16 protein-coding genes are annotated in these 14,798 nt (G+C 62.7%); 2 read left to right on the top strand and 14 right to left on the bottom strand.

Annotated features, from left to right (window positions below; genetic code table 11):
* Positions 1–24 precede the first annotated feature (24 nt).
* The 9 genes from QZX93_RS20390 to QZX93_RS20350 all read right to left on the bottom strand — a co-directional run bounded on the left by QZX93_RS20390 (position 25) and on the right by QZX93_RS20350 (position 7,574).
* A complete protein-coding gene (locus QZX93_RS20390) occupies positions 25–423 on the bottom strand; it encodes a hypothetical protein (protein ID WP_295392771.1) in 399 nt (132 codons plus the stop codon).
* Complete coding sequence (locus QZX93_RS20385) at positions 420–707, bottom strand: type II toxin-antitoxin system HigB family toxin (protein ID WP_295392770.1); 288 nt, start codon at positions 705–707, stop codon at positions 420–422. The genes QZX93_RS20390 and QZX93_RS20385 overlap by 4 nt, the downstream gene beginning before the upstream one ends.
* Positions 708–872: 165 nt before the next feature.
* Entirely contained in the window at positions 873–1,928 is a 1,056-nt protein-coding gene (gene truD / locus QZX93_RS20380) for a tRNA pseudouridine(13) synthase TruD (RefSeq protein ID WP_295392769.1), read from the bottom strand.
* Positions 1,929–2,159: 231 nt separating this feature from the next.
* On the bottom strand, positions 2,160–2,648 hold the full coding sequence (ispF, locus tag QZX93_RS20375; RefSeq protein WP_295392768.1) for a 2-C-methyl-D-erythritol 2,4-cyclodiphosphate synthase: 489 nt from the start codon (positions 2,646–2,648) through the stop codon (positions 2,160–2,162).
* Positions 2,642–3,349, bottom strand: a complete 708-nt coding sequence (ispD, locus tag QZX93_RS20370; protein WP_295392767.1) for a 2-C-methyl-D-erythritol 4-phosphate cytidylyltransferase — start codon at positions 3,347–3,349, stop codon at positions 2,642–2,644. The genes ispF and ispD overlap by 7 nt, the downstream gene beginning before the upstream one ends.
* 10 nt (positions 3,350–3,359) lie before the next feature.
* Positions 3,360–3,800, bottom strand: coding sequence for a cell division protein FtsB (gene ftsB, locus QZX93_RS20365; RefSeq protein WP_366760841.1), 441 nt, complete (start codon positions 3,798–3,800; stop codon positions 3,360–3,362).
* Positions 3,769–5,046 (bottom strand): phosphopyruvate hydratase, encoded by a 1,278-nt coding sequence (gene eno, locus QZX93_RS20360; RefSeq protein ID WP_295392766.1) that lies wholly within the window; start codon positions 5,044–5,046, stop codon positions 3,769–3,771. The genes ftsB and eno overlap by 32 nt, the downstream gene beginning before the upstream one ends.
* Positions 5,047–5,079: 33 nt before the next feature.
* On the bottom strand, positions 5,080–5,919 hold the full coding sequence (gene kdsA, locus QZX93_RS20355) for a 3-deoxy-8-phosphooctulonate synthase (protein ID WP_295392765.1): 840 nt from the start codon (positions 5,917–5,919) through the stop codon (positions 5,080–5,082).
* On the bottom strand, positions 5,916–7,574 hold the full coding sequence (locus QZX93_RS20350; RefSeq protein WP_295392764.1) for a CTP synthase: 1,659 nt from the start codon (positions 7,572–7,574) through the stop codon (positions 5,916–5,918). Before QZX93_RS20350 ends, kdsA begins: the two co-directional genes overlap by 4 nt.
* Before the next feature lie 308 nt (positions 7,575–7,882).
* Between QZX93_RS20350 and QZX93_RS20345 the strand changes: the two genes are divergently transcribed.
* Positions 7,883–8,389, top strand: a complete 507-nt coding sequence (locus QZX93_RS20345) for a sulfur globule protein CV1 (protein ID WP_295392763.1) — start codon at positions 7,883–7,885, stop codon at positions 8,387–8,389.
* A 289-nt stretch (positions 8,390–8,678) separates the two neighbouring features.
* Positions 8,679–9,212, top strand: a complete 534-nt coding sequence (locus tag QZX93_RS20340) for a hypothetical protein (protein WP_295392762.1) — start codon at positions 8,679–8,681, stop codon at positions 9,210–9,212.
* 50 nt (positions 9,213–9,262) lie between these two features.
* Here QZX93_RS20340 and QZX93_RS20335 read toward each other — a convergent pair whose 3' ends face one another.
* The 5 genes from QZX93_RS20335 to QZX93_RS20320 are packed head-to-tail and all read right to left on the bottom strand — an operon-like array spanning position 9,263 to position 13,148.
* Positions 9,263–9,871: a hypothetical protein gene (locus tag QZX93_RS20335; protein ID WP_295392761.1), complete on the bottom strand. Its 609-nt coding sequence runs from the start codon at positions 9,869–9,871 to the stop codon at positions 9,263–9,265.
* Positions 9,837–10,037 (bottom strand): sigma factor-like helix-turn-helix DNA-binding protein, encoded by a 201-nt coding sequence (locus QZX93_RS27490; protein WP_366760837.1) that lies wholly within the window; start codon positions 10,035–10,037, stop codon positions 9,837–9,839. Before QZX93_RS27490 ends, QZX93_RS20335 begins: the two co-directional genes overlap by 35 nt.
* 2 nt (positions 10,038–10,039) lie before the next feature.
* Entirely contained in the window at positions 10,040–11,242 is a 1,203-nt protein-coding gene (locus QZX93_RS20330; RefSeq protein WP_295392789.1) for a phage portal protein, read from the bottom strand.
* A 44-nt stretch (positions 11,243–11,286) separates the two neighbouring features.
* On the bottom strand, positions 11,287–12,936 hold the full coding sequence (locus QZX93_RS20325; RefSeq protein ID WP_295392760.1) for an HK97 family phage prohead protease: 1,650 nt from the start codon (positions 12,934–12,936) through the stop codon (positions 11,287–11,289).
* Positions 12,933–13,148: a hypothetical protein gene (locus QZX93_RS20320; RefSeq protein ID WP_295392759.1), complete on the bottom strand. Its 216-nt coding sequence runs from the start codon at positions 13,146–13,148 to the stop codon at positions 12,933–12,935. The genes QZX93_RS20325 and QZX93_RS20320 overlap by 4 nt, the downstream gene beginning before the upstream one ends.
* Positions 13,149–14,798: the final 1,650 nt, after the last annotated feature.

The raw sequence follows: 14,798 nt of genomic DNA, 5'->3' as shown, positions 1-14,798 counted from the left end.
GGTGCAAACGGATCGCCTATGCGGTCACAAAAAATTCCCCACGGGGATGCCGAAGCGCGCCGCCAGGGCCTTGACCTGACGAATGTTCAGGCTCCGTCGGCCGATCAGGATGTCACTGACGACACTTTGGGCGCCGATCTCGGGCAGGTCCGACTGCCGCAGACCATGCACGTCCATCAGGTGCCGCAGCAGGGTGACGCCGTCGGCCGGTGCGGGCATCGGGTCCCGTTGCTCCCATGCGGCCACAACCTCCCCGAGCTGCTCCGCCAGGCCAGCGAGCGGGTGTGACTCGTCCGCACCCCCGGCATCCAAGACCGCGTCCAGGGCCGCCACCGCCTCCTGGTAGTCATCTGGCGTGGATAGCGGACGCAACAGCGGTGCCACATAAGGCCAGTGGGCGATGGCGGATTCGACACGATTCATGGCTTCCAACCCCCTTGATCGTACTCGGCGTGAGTCAAGACCGCGCGCACAAAGACCTTCTGCCGATTGAAGTGGATGGCGGCGATCAACCTGAGCTTGTTACCGCCGATGTTGAAGACATAGATGTCACCGACCTTGTCGACTCCCGGAAACAGGACACGCAGTTGACTGAAATTCATCACCTGGGCCTGCTTGGCGATCCGGTACCAATGGTCCAAGGCCCCGGCGCACGCGGGGTGCTCATAGGCGGCATCTTGGATGCGTCGGTGGGTGATGATGTGCATCGGGTTCAAATATAGCAAATTGCTATGATGGGTACCAGCCGATGGCTTTGATCATCGCTCCGGCCACCGGGGTGTGCGGTAACCCGTCGCGGCCTGGAGGCCACTCCTACGGGGGTTGGAGCGACCCCTCGGCCGCGACGGATTGCCAGCCGCTGGGCGCCCGGATCAATCCTCGGCGGCGCCCGTCTCCCAGTCCACCAACTCGCGCAGCACCGCGGTGGCATAGGCGCCGGCCGGGAGTTGGAAGCGCAGCTCAAAACTGCCCTCGGCCAGCGCCCAGGCCAGATCGCGCACCGGCAGCCGCAGCGCGCGGCGCTCCTGTTCCAGGCCGAAGCGGGCAAGGCCGGCGGGCCAGCCGGGGAAGCGGGCGGCGGCGGCGTCTTCCAGGGCGCGGACCTGGCCCTGGGTGGGCGGGTCGCCGCGGCCCCAGAGCGGACCGGTGGGGTGCAGGTCCAGGCGGGTGGTGCGCCCGCTCAAGCCATCGTCGATGTCGGGGGCGGGAAACCAGGAGTGGCTGCCGTCCAGGTTGAGACAGTCGCCGGGGAGCGGCCGGTCCCAGTCGCCGCGCTCCACCCGCTCGGCGAGGACCTGGTTGAAGACCTGGGAGCGGGCGGCGGAGAGCCAGAGGCCCTGTTGGTGACGCGACGGGCGGCGGATGGCGCCGTGGAAAAGTGCGTCGGCGCGTGCCAGGTTGGCACCATTGCGGCCGAAGCGCTGCTCGCCGAAATAGTTGGGTACACCGGCTGCGCGGATGACCGCGATGCGGCCGGCGAGTGTGTCCGGGTCGACCGCCCAGTCGCGCACCCGGATGCGGAAACGGTTGCCGGCCAGGGTGCCGCGGCGCAGTTTGCGGCGGTGGGGATGGACTTCCAACACCTCAACGCCCGCGGCGGCCAAGGCGGACCAGTCGGGTTCGCAATCGCGCGGGCGCGGCAGGGAGAACCATTGGCTGGTGACGGCGTGGCGGTCCTTGAGGCCGGCATAGCCCAGGTCTTTTTGGGCGACCCGGGCGGCCTCGGCGAGGCGGCCGGCGACCCATTCGGTGTTCTGGTCGGTCTTGCGCACCCACAGCAGCAGGTGATCGCCCTCCCCGTCCGGGGGGAAGCCCAGCACCTCCTCGACCTCGAAGTCGGCGGGCTCGTGCCGCAAGCGACCGGACCCCAATGGCCCGCCATGGGCGCGCGGCAGGGCGTGAAAAGCGGTCCAGGTCGGGTCGATCATGCGGATTCCAGGGGGCGATGAGCGACGGAGCGTGGGTCACTCGGCGGAAAAAGTGGGGCGATCTAGCGCTGAACCTAAATCCGGCAATTGCTCACGCCAAGGCGCCAAGCTCGCCAAGAAAGGCAACGGGATGCGTGCAGTGTCCAGATCACCTGCCGGGTGAATCACCGAGCGCCGACAAGGGACTGAACAACCTTGGCGAGCTTGGCGCCTTGGCGTGAGATATCCGGCCTAATCCTCTTGCGCCCTTCCTTCCGCCAACAGCACGACCGCGAACGAAGCGATGCCCTCCCCCCGCCCGGTGAAGCCCAGACGCTCGGTGGTGGTGGCCTTGACGTTGATACGCGCCGGGTCGCAGCCCAGGTCGGCGGCGAGCAGGGCGCGCATGGCGGCGATGTGCGGGGCCATCTTGGGCCGCTCGGCGACGATGGTGACGTCCGCGTTGTGGACCCGCAGCCCAAGCCCCGCCAGGCTCTCCATGACGCGCCGCAGCAGGATACGGCTGTCGATCCCCTTAAAGGCGTCATCGGTGTCCGGGAAGTGGTGGCCGATGTCGCCCAGAGCGGCGGCCCCCAGCAGGGCGTCGCACAGTGCATGGATGGCGACATCGCCGTCTGAGTGGGCCGCCAGCCCCTGGTCGTGCGGGACGGTGACGCCGCACAGGATCAAGGGGCGCCCGGAGGCGAAGCGGTGGACGTCGAAACCCTGACCGATCAGCATGTGCGTGCCTGTAAATCGAGATAGAAGCGGGCCAGCGGGAGGTCCTCGGCCCGGGTGATCTTGAGGTTGTCCGCGTGACCCTCGATGAGCCGCGGGGCCAGTCCGATGCGCTCCATGGCGGAGGCGTCATCGGTGACCAGGTCGCCGGCCACGATGGCATCGCGTAACGCCTCACGCAGCGGGCCGAGGCGGAACATCTGCGGGGTATAGGCGTGCCACATGGCCGCGCGATCCAGCGTGGTGCCGATCCGCCCGGCGGCGTCGGCACCCTTCATGGTGTCGCGCACCGGCACGGCAAGGATGCCGCCGACCGGGTCTGCCGCCAGCTCAGTCATCAGCCGGTCGAGATCGGCGCGGCGCAGACAGGGCCGGGCGGCGTCGTGGACCAGCACCCAGTCGGCCCCATCGGCCTGCGCGGCTAGGGCGTCCAGTGCGTTGATTACTGAATGGCAGCGCTCGGCGCCGCCGTCGACTCGCCGTACCTTGGGGTGAGACGCATAGGCGGTGGCGGACCAGAAGCCGTCCTCAGCGCCCAGGGCGACCCAGACCCCGCTGATGCGCGGGTCGTCGATAAAGGGGGCGAGCGTCCAGTCGATGACCGGGCGCCCGGCCAAATCCAGGTATTGTTTGGGGATGGCGGCGCCCAGGCGCCGGCCCACGCCGGCCGCCGGTACCACCGCCCAGAAACGCGGGTTACTCAAAGGGTCCAACTCATTTCCTTTTGCCATGTGTCGGCGGTGTGGCCGGCTCGATATCGGGCGGATCGGGCGCAGCGGGCACCCGTTTGGGCCGCTCGATCACCTGGATGAAGGCCTCGCCGGCCTTGATCATCCCCAGTTCGTCGCGCGCCCGCTCCTCCAGTGCGGCCTCGCCGCTGCGCAGGTCCTCGACCTCAGCATGGAGTTCCTGGTTGCGGTTGCGCAGCCGTTCCAGCTCGGCCTTCTGGGCGACAATCTCCTGTTGCAGGCCATACAGGTCCGCGCGACTCCCCGCGCCGACCCACAGTCGGTACTGGAGTGCCACCAGGAGGCCGATGAGCAGAACGATCAGCAGGCGCATGGATGGAAGCGGCAACGACTTGACCGCCGACCAGAGGACCCCGGTCGGCGGTGCGGCCCCATCAGAGCCAGCGGAAGGCATCGCGGCCGGCATACACGGACTCCTCACCCAACTGGTCCTCGATGCGCATCAACTGGTTGTACTTGGCCACGCGGTCGGAGCGCGACAGCGAACCGGTCTTGATCTGACCGGCGGCGGTGGCCACCACCAGATCGGCAATGGTCGTGTCCTCGGTCTCGCCGGAGCGGTGTGAGACCACCGCCGTGTAGCCCGCGGCATGGGCCATGGCGATCGCCTCCAGGGTCTCGGTGAGGGTGCCGATCTGGTTGACCTTGATCAGGATGGAGTTGGCGACGCCCTTATCGATGCCTTCCTTCAGGATCTTGGTGTTGGTGACGAAGAGGTCGTCGCCGACGATCTGCACCCGCTCCCCGAGACGCTCGGTGAGGCGCTTCCAGCCGTCCCAGTCGCCCTCCGCCAGGCCGTCCTCGATGGTCAGGATGGGATACTGGTTGACCCAGCCCTCCAGCATGTCGATGACGCCGTCGGAGTTGAGCTTGCGGCCCTCGCCTGCCAGGTCGTAGACGCCGTCCTTGTAGAACTCGGAGGCGGCCACGTCCAGACCGAGCCAGATGTCCTTGCCGGCCGTGAACCCGGCCTTACCGATGGCCTCCAGGATGGCCTCGACCGCCGCGACGTTGGATGGCAGGTCGGGGGCAAAGCCGCCCTCGTCGCCCACCGAGGTCGCGAGACCCCTCGCCTTAAGGACCGATTTCAGTGCATGGAAGACCTCGGCGCCATAACGCACCGCCTCGCGGATGCTCGGGGCACCCACCGGCAGGATCATGAACTCCTGGAAGTCCACGCTGTTGTCCGCGTGCTGGCCGCCGTTGATGATGTTCATCATCGGCACCGGCAGACGGTAGGGGCCGGCGCAGAGCGAGCGATACAGCGGCATGGCGCGCTCTTGGGCGGCGGCATGGGCGACCGCGAGCGACACGCCGAGCAGCGCGTTGGCGCCCAGCCTGGACTTATTCTCGGTGCCGTCCAGCGCGATCATGGCCCGGTCGATGGCGGTCTGCTCGGTCACCTCCATGCCGCAGACCGCCTCTCTGAGCTCGTCCTCGATGTGCTCGACCGCCAGCAGCACGCCCTTGCCGCCGTAACGGCTCTTGTCGCCGTCGCGCAGTTCCAGGGCCTCGCGGGACCCGGTGGAGGCCCCGGAGGGCACGATGGCGCGGCCGATGGCCCCGTCGGCGGTGATAACATCGGCCTCTACGGTCGGGTTGCCCCGGGAATCCAGGACCTCACGGGCACGGACGTCGACGATTTCGGACACTGTGGCTCTCCAATCAGTTACAAAGCAAAGGATTCAGACGATCGCATCTTCAGCAAAACCCGCTGACTTCACCAGCCGGTCGAGTTCAATCAGGGTCGCGAGCAGGTCGCGCAACTGGCCCAAGGGCCAGGCATTCGGGCCGTCGCTCAAGGCCTGCGCGGGACGGGGATGGGTCTCCATGAAGAGCCCGGCGACCCCCGCGGCCACCGCCGCGCGCGCCAGCACCGGGACGAACTCACGCTGGCCGCCGGAGCGGTCCCCCTGGCCCCCCGGCAACTGCACCGAGTGCGTCGCATCGAAGACCACCGGGCAGCCGGTCGCGCGCATCACCGCCAGCGAGCGCATGTCCGAGACCAGGTTGTTGTAGCCGAATGACACCCCGCGCTCGCAGACCATGATCTGCTCGTTGCCGGTCGCGCGCGCCTTGTCCACCACGTTGCGCATATCCCAGGGGCTCAGGAACTGGCCCTTCTTGATGTTGACCGGCAGCCCCTGGGCGGCGACCGCCTGGATGAAATTGGTCTGGCGGCAGAGGAAGGCCGGGGTCTGGAGCACGTCGACCACGGCGGCCACCTCGTTGAGCGGGGTGTCCTCATGCACGTCGGTGAGGATCGGGACGCCAAACCGCTCGCGCACCGAGTCCAGAATCTTGAGCCCCCGCTCCAGGCCAGGCCCGCGGAAGCTGGCCCCCGAGGAGCGGTTGGCCTTGTCAAAGGACGATTTGTAGATCAAGGGGATGCCGAGCGCATCGGTCATCTCCTTGAGGGTCCCGGCGGTCTCCTCGGCCAGCGTCTCGCCCTCGATCACGCAGGGCCCCGCGATCAGGAACAGGGGCCGGTCGAGCCCCACCTCGAAACCGGCAAGGGGCATCATGCGTAGGTGCCCCCGGCCGCCGCCTGCGCCATCCGCTCCTTTTGCGCGAGGGCCGCATTGATGAAGCCGCTGAAGAGCGGGTGCCCGTCGCGCGGGGTGGAGGTGAACTCCGGGTGGAACTGGCAGGCGATGAACCAGGGATGGTCCGGGATCTCGACGATCTCCACCAGCTTGTTATCGAGGGACCACCCGGAGAACCGCATCCCCGCGTCCTGCAACAGGTTCAGGTAGCGGTTGTTGAACTCGTAGCGATGCCGGTGACGCTCGCGGATCTGGGGCATGCCGTAGACGGCGCGAGCCAGGCTCCCCGGCTCCAGCCGGCAGTTTTGACCGCCCAGGCGCATGGTGCCGCCCAGGTCGGAGTCCTCGCTACGGGTCTCGACCTGGCCCTGTTCATCGCGCCACTCGGTGATCAAGGCGATCACCGGGTGCGGGGTCTGCCGATCGAACTCGGTGCTATGGGCACCCGCCAGACCGGCCAGGTCGCGGGCGTAGCCGATCACCGCCACCTGCATCCCCAGACAGATACCAAGATAGGGGACGCGTTGCTCCCGGGCATAGCGCGCCGTCTGGATCTTGCCCTCGATGCCGCGCTCGCCGAAGCCGCCGGGGACCAGAATCGCGTCCAGTCCGGCCAACTTCCCGGGACCCTCCTCCTCGATCTCCTGGGAGTCGATATAGACCACCTCCACCCGGGTCCCGGTATGGACCCCGGCGTGCGCCATGGCCTCGGACAGCGACTTGTAGGCCTCGGTGAGGTGCATGTACTTGCCGACCATGCCGATGCGCACATGCGCCCGGGGGTGACCGACGCCATCGAGCACCCGATCCCACTCGCGCAAGTCCGCCTCGGGCACCTCCAGACGGAACTGGCGCACCACCAACTCGTCCAACCCCTGGGCGTGCAACAGGCGCGGGATGCGGTAGATATTGTCGGCGTCCACCGCCGAGATGACGGCCTTCTCGGCCACGTTGGTGAAGAGCGCGATCTTGCGCCGCTCCTCGTCCGGAAGGTTTGTCTCGGAGCGACACAGCAGGACATCGGGCTGGATGCCGATGGAGCGCAACTCCTTGACCGAGTGCTGGGTCGGCTTGGTCTTGATCTCACCGGCGGTGCGGATGTAGGGGACCAGGGTGAGGTGCATGAAGAGCGTCTGCTCCGGCCCCAACTCCACGCGCATCTGGCGGATCGCCTCCAAGAAGGGCAGCGACTCGATGTCGCCGACCGTCCCGCCGATCTCCACCATGGCAATGTCCGAGCCCTCCGCGCCGAGCCGGATGTTGGCCTTGATCTCGTCGGTGATATGGGGAATGACCTGCACGGTGCGACCCAGATAGTCGCCGCGGCGCTCCTTGCGAATCACGCTGTCGTAGATCTGACCGGTGGTGAAATTGTTGTTGCGCCCCATGCGGGTGCGCAGGAAGCGCTCGTAGTGGCCCAGGTCCAGGTCGGTTTCGGCACCGTCGTCGGTGACATAGACCTCGCCGTGCTGGAAGGGGCTCATGGTGCCCGGGTCCACGTTGATGTAGGGGTCGAGCTTGATCATGGTGACCTTGAGCCCGCGCGCCTCCAACAAGGCCCCCAGGGAGGCCGAGGCAATGCCCTTGCCGAGCGACGAGACCACCCCGCCGGTTACGAAGATGTACTTGGTCATGGGGGAGTCATCAGGGGTTCAAAATGGCAGTCATTGGGGTATTACAGGTTCCTGGACGAGCTGCGAACTGCCCGACAAGCTACCAAATTCGGGGCGTCGCCTCAAACGCGGCAGCGCTGGGGCAGGTCCAGACCCCGCCTATATCCGACGCTGCCGCTTGGCTGTTGGTGTATCTAATACGGGAGGGCGCGCGTATAGTCGAGGGGCGCTTGCGCAGGAAGACACCGGGGGGCCGACCCTACACAACTATAAGCGACGTCGGCGGCCGCACCCAAACGACGACCACACTCTCCAGGAGTCTCGACCCCATGCACCCTTTTTCTAAATTAATCAGTGTCGCCGCCATCGCCGGCGCCGCGGCGTTCGCCCCCCTCGCCGCGCAGGCCTGGGGCGGCCCCGGTTGGGGCGGACCGGGCAACGGCAACGGCTGGGGCAACGGCAACGGGGTCGGCGACATGTGGAACGACATGCTGGGAGACGGTAACGGCAATTTCAACATGAACATGAGCGGTAACGGCAGCGGTCGTGGCAACGGCTATGGCCGTGGCGACGGGCGCGGTTACGGCAACGGCCGCGGCTACGGCTATGGCAACCCGGGCTACGGCTACGGTTATGGCAACCCGGGCGGCGGCTATGGCGGCTACCCGGGCGCCGGCGCACCTGGTTACGGCTATGGCGCGCCGGGATATGCGGCCCCAGGCTATGGCGGCCCGGCCTACGGTTATCCGGGCGGCGGCTACGGCGCCCCGGGCTATGGCGCACCGCCGACCCCTTACGGCGCGCCGCCCGCCCCGACGGCAGCTTCACCCAGGTAAGTCCCTACGGCGCTTCGCAGGCCGCCAGGCCGTGCCCCCGGGCACGGCCTTTCTTATGCCCCAAGCGGGACGTGGTTGCAAAGACGGTCACACAGGGGGCATCTATAACGATTTCAAGTTGTTATAGATGCTGGCCCCTTGGTGTGTTACACATGCTTGTTAGTCACGCAAAAAGTGTAAGCGACCCGACGAACGGTAGCAGAGTGCGACGGGCTTAGGCATCGTTGCGCCGCGTGCTCGTGCAGCATAACATTAGCTGGCGTGCAACTTCTCAACGGAACAATACACAGTGAACACAAAACAGGCTCTGGTTCTGGCGGTGTGTGTGGCGGTTGCGCCCCCATTGATATTTGCAGATGACTCGCCAGCAATATCCCCAGCAGAAACGGAAGAGCTTATCAAGGAAGCGCAAGAATTCATGAAAAATAGAATTCAATTCTATTTTTGGATGAGTCAGGCAGTTCCTAATTGCGTATACACGCGTATCCTTGCCATAATGGAGAGGGATTTATTTGTCTTACAGGGGAGAACTGATTTTCAATCACTTTCTTATGTTGATTGCGCTAAAGAAAAAAAGAAATTCCAAGAGCGATTTGATGAGGTAATGAGTATCCACGAGGTCTTAGGAAACCAAAAGCTTGTTGAGTTAGTTAAGGATTTTCATGCAAAGGGCGTGGCGATAATGATGCAGGAGCCTCGCACGGAAGAGCGTGACGCCACATATAAGCGACGCATGGGGGATGCAGTAGACCAGATGCGCCAGCTTGGCGCGCGGATAGCGGTAGAGATTGGAATATCCCCCCCGCTGCTTCTTTTCAAATAGGGTGTACGACCCGGGAAGCATAATCGCCCCCGGATCGCTCATAACTCAGTTCAGCCCCAGATATCATGCCCCGGGCGGTTGATCGCCGCAACCAAGGCGGCTTCGGCACGCCGGGCAGGTTCCCCCTGCGCCCACTGCGCCGCTTTGGCAGCGATCTCTGCGGCTTCCCGGTCCCGGCGGGCCTGTGCCATGGCCAAGAGCTCCCGTTGTTCAGCGGCGGCTGCAAGGGGGAACTCTGCACGCCAGCGGGCCTTGGCTTCGGCTTCCCGCTTGGCTTCGGCTTCCCGCTGCGCCGCTTCCTCACGCCACTTGCGGGAGCGGTGTTCGTCTCTGAACAGGGGCTTGAAGTCGGGAGTCATAAGGAGCGCGTGCAGGGTGCGCTCTGGGGTCCGGTTCGGGTTGCGGCATTCGACTTCCGCCGTGTGCCGTAAGTCTTCGCAGAACTCCCTGATCCACTCCTCACGCTCCAGGCGTTCGCGTTCAGGACCTTCAGCGGCTTCTAGTTGCTCCTCGCGCAGTTGGTCAAGGGCATTTTCGAGACGGTAGGTTAGCCAATCATACATGCTTTCGTCACTGTAACGGGAAAGTGCGCTTATCGTCTCATTGCGCACATCATTGCAGACGTTAACTATCTTCTGTAAGTCGTAGGGGTTGAGCATGGTTGGTTTCCATGGTGGTTGTTGAGGTTAGGTCTTCGTAGTTCAAGCCGATTGCGTCGCAATATGCGCGCAACTTCTTCAAGGCTCGCTTTTCGATCTGATATATCCGCGCTTTTGAGACATTCCACTGTGCCGCGATCTCCTCTAAGGTCTGTTCCTCTCTCATGGTTAGGCAATCGGCGGGTTAGTCGGTTGTGCTGTCCAGTTGGTTACCGGAAGCGTGTTCACGGGGGCGCGCAATACATCGCCCCCTTCAATCGGTCCCATGTTCAACCAACTGCGGCTTTCGTTGGGTGTGACTACTCCACCGTTCACAAGCTGCGAACACATGGCGCTTAGTTCTTGCCCCGCCCCACGAGTCAGGGAATCAAGATCAAACATGATACGGGAGCCGTTCACTCTCTCTTTGCGCGACAGCAGAGAGTGAGAGAGACAGTCAGCGCAACGTATAGCCCAAGGTTTCAACGTGGTGGCATTGAACGCCCTTTGTGATTCACTGGCGCTTGCGAAGTTAATGCTACCTGTCTCGCCAAGCAAATGTGGGGGAACGCCATAGATGCGGCTTATTTCACGCGTCCCCAGTGCGCTCATTTCAGCAAGCTGAAGGTCTACCGCTTTCGCAACATCCATGATTTGCGCATCCATTCCCTCAGTCAAAACGATGGGGACGCCTAAGTTACTCTTACTGGTTGCGTCAATGAACGCTTCCTTGATGCGCGTTATAACTGCTTTACCTGCTTCCCCTGGGAACGCTTTAGGGTGTTTGATAAGGACACTGGGCAAGCTCGCGTTGCGGTAGACACTTACCCCCGCTTTCCGCGTATGAGTGACTAAGCCCATACTGGGCGCACAAGTGACAAGGGGCGAAACGCCCAAATAGCGATGCTTTCCCGTGGTGCGAAAGCGCAAATGCACCATGTCCGATTCCGCTATCTGTTCGGCAGGTTCGCCTACTGTGCCGTCTTCCAGGACTTGATAAACCACTTCCCCTGAGTCGGCAACACAGACAGCAACCCGCCATGTTGGCGTCCACTCAAGCAAAGCAACTGCGCCGCGGGCGTCTCTACGCTTGGCAAGGTACCCGTTACCCGACACGAGTGCATCGAAAAGCCAGCTTTCCAACGTCTCAAATTGCGTATCAGCGAGACAGTAAGCCACGCTCCCAGTTGCAACCCGCGTACTGCCCCCACTGGGGCCTTTACGGATAAGCTGTAGGTCTGTCCCGGCGAGCGTACCAGCAAGGAGCGACACGGCTGCATACACAGCCGATACACCAATGGATTCTGACGGGGCGGGGTTATCCCCGCGCGTGGGATCAAGGCCAGCACTGGCAAGCCATGACGCAGACCAGTTACCGGGGCCGCCCGGCATAGGCCCCAACAGTGCAGAACGAAGCCACGCGCGGATTCCCATGATTACGGACCCGGGACCACTGGCGCAGTGGGCGTGCCGTAAAGGATGCTTTTAGGATCGCGAAGATAGATGCCGATATCGACAAGGGCGCGCAGTTCAAAGCCCCCGGTCTCCCAACTGCCAGCGGTCCACGGGTTGGCCACCACGTCAACGCCGGCACTGTTGAACATGACAAGGTAGGCTTCGTTGAACAGACCCGCCATGATGTAGTTCCCCACTTCATGCGAAAGCTGTACTTCGGTGCCTGCAATGCGTGCCGTGCCCGTGCTGTCGTCAAGCACGCTTTGCTGACTGTTCAGGAACCGCGGAGTAATCGCCAGCGTATCGGCAACCGAAGCAGGGATGCAGAACTTAATCGGCGCCTCGGGGTTCTTGAGGTAGTTGCGCAACTGTTCACGCAACGCACGATAGGCGGCCTCGGTGTAGTCGATACTCGAAACCGTGGCTTGCGTGGCCAGGTCCAGAATACCAGCGGGAACCGGGGGAGCGGCAGCCGGCCCGATGATGCAGCTATCAATGGTCTCGCGGATCGCTTGGCCCACTTGCTGCCGAAGGATCATATCGCCCCCGTGGGAATAAAAAACCGAGCGGCGTACTTCCGTTCTGGCGCCGACCGTTACAGGTTCCACGGTGTCAACGTCCGATGCACTGTCGGAAAGGTCAATGGTGCCGTCAAGCGCCACAACCTTACCGGCAATCTTGCCCGTGATGACAGGCACCGACACAGACCGCTCGTTTGTGCTGTAGCTGGACACGCCAAGGCGTTGTGCCAGGAACTCACGCGGCAAGCCACCATCGCGGAAGCTCAAGAGCGTATCCGCATACTCGGTAGCCGTCAGAGGCGAGAGGTTACCGCCCGTGGCGCCACTGTTGCCCGTGATCGGTGCGGCCTTCGTCTGGAACAGGGCATTGAACGGGATCGGGACGCCCGTAAAAATGCGCCCCGGACTGCGCCGCACCATCTCCCCGGCAATCTCCCGCTCAAACCCATCATCTGCCCCCGCCATATTCAGGGCACCCGCCAAGGCGTTCTTGATGGAATACTGGCGCTTGACCAGATGCAGGGCGGGGGCGGCACTGGGCACCCGGCGCAACTGGCGCTGCACAACCGGCGGCGGGGCCTCTGCGGTGTCATCCACTGCGGCGGGTTCGACCGGCGGCGGGTTGGTCAGGGTGTCGGGTTCAACGGCGGGGGCGGTGTTCATGTCAAAGCTCTTGATGGTTGTAATGGTGGCCTCTGCATTGGCCGGGATGGTTACCACACTGATCTCGTAAACCTCGTAAGCGGTGTAATGCGTGCCCCCGCTATCCAGGAAACTGTACTCGATAGGCCGGAAGCCCAAGGAAAACGCACGGCACAGACCCGCGAGGATGTACGCACGGGCGTTGTCGAGGTCTTCACAGATACCAGCGGGGGCCAGTTGCGCACGGATATACAGCCCGTCTGCGCGTTGTTCGATGTGCGTAACCGTGCCAACGGGGGCATCTTGTGCGTGTTGCCAGAGCAAAGGTATCGGCAAGTTATATTGCGCTCCCATGGGCTCTACAACGTCGCCCATGCGATCCATTGCAGGCGTTGACGCTATGCCTTCGATGATTCCTTGCGTGGTATCAATCGACTTGATAACGAGTGTGCTATATGCGCGCTTCATGTGCGGAAGTCTCTCGTAAGATAAGGCACGCGCGGTTGTTCGTTGTTCAACCGCAAGCGGTTAAACTCGCTTTCGGCAAGCTCTACGCGCGATCCGTCCGTTAATTTGGCCACTGCTGTACCGTTTTCGACCGTGCTAACGCGCACGATATGCGCAACGGCGATTAACCCGCCATCTGGCGCATTCAGGAAAAGGGGTGTTTTCGTATTCATGGAACCAGTATACACACGGCGCGCCATTCCACAATACTTTCTGACCCACTAAAACGCGCTGAAAGTAAAGCCCCGACCGACGAAAGGCGGTTGGCACGGTACTTGCTCACCAGGTAGGGGCGTACACATCCCGCGGGGGTAGGCGTGATTTTGCAAGAATTATGCTAATTTTATACAGGTGGCTACCAAGGGGTCTGACCCCCCCACGGCATAACAAGCGCGCGAGTAAACATTACCCCAACGCTGGAAGGCTAAATGCTTGAAAGCGTTGAACACCCCCTATCCCCCCGCGAAGCCCTGAACCACTGGGGTCAGACTCAAAACCAATGGGGACGGGTAACGCTGAACCAAAAGGGCGCGGGTTTGGTGTGTCACTGTGACAGGCCAAGACCAAAGGGACAGGTGCAGCCGGGCGGCGGGGGCACGGCTCCCAGGTGCAGCCGATGCAGTTGGATCGGCGGGGCAGGCTCCCAGGTCTACCAGGTGGCGCCAGTGCAGGGCGCAACGGCTGTACACAGTGCCGGGGCGCGGTCGAAATACACACTTGACGATAGGGAACGAAAATTGCATTTTGCATAAAAAGTGCCACCGGCAAAACCTATCAATCCGGGGTAAGTGTGTACGCTCCGGCGGGTGTGTACGCGACAGGGGTGCAGCCGGTGCGGGGCTCCCAGGGCGGCGGGGCACGGTGGGGCGGTAGAGCGACAGGTGGGGCGGTGCGGGGCTTCCAGGTGCGAACAGGGCCGGCAGTGGATAGGATGCGAGGCAGGTCCGGCGGCGCATCCTGCGGGTGTGTGCCGGTGTGGGTAATGCGAAAACACAGGAGACTAAGCAGTGAAGATGATTCCTATTGCTATTTCAGTGTGCGTCCTATGCGGGTGTGCAGCGACACCAAAGCCTATCGCGTCACCAGAGCCTACCGCGGCCCTGATTACCGCTAAACTTGCCTGTAACGTACGCGATCTTTGCAAGGAGGACCGCGAACCTCAGGCATGTTTCTATGAGAACCTAGAGCATCAACTCGCGGTGTACTACGGTGAAGAAAAGCAGTTGTATGGTGAAGACTTTGACACGCAGTACACCAACACATTAACGGAGCGTCGAGCCTTACTAATGAACTTGGAATGTTCTGAGGGCTTGGCGCCTTACCCCACATCGAAAGAGTCGGTAAACGCTCAACATACTCGTAAATCTGCGAACCGTCGCTGATCTGGCGACAATCTATCAACGGAGCATGAAGGCGCGTTTCCGTACATCGGTCGGCTTGGGATACTACCCCAGCGACGGCGTGGGACTGTCTCACTGTCTCACCGTCTCACCTCCTGAATTGCGGCTGTAGAGAGACACGCAGTCGGCCCCGCTCCACAAAAAACTTTTTATTGCTGTCAGCCCCATAAAAAAGTTTTTTAGGGGTCTCTGCTTCTCTTTTCTTGTGTCAACTTAAAAAGGCAAGACAGGTGAGACAGGCGGCTGATTCCTTATACGGTTCAAATGGTTAGGGTGTCTCACCTGGGTCTCTTGGATTTCCAGTGGAAGCATATCTTTTTAGAAACAGGTAGATAGAGTCCAGTGGCGAAAATATTGCGGTCTTAGTGGCAACGGACAGAAACGCTGTAAGCCTCTGATTTTCTATGCGTACAACTTGTATCC

This window comes from uncultured Thiodictyon sp., from assembly GCF_903946935.1.
Lineage (GTDB): Bacteria > Pseudomonadota > Gammaproteobacteria > Chromatiales > Chromatiaceae > Thiodictyon.
This window is presented reverse-complemented; position numbering and strand designations above follow the sequence as displayed.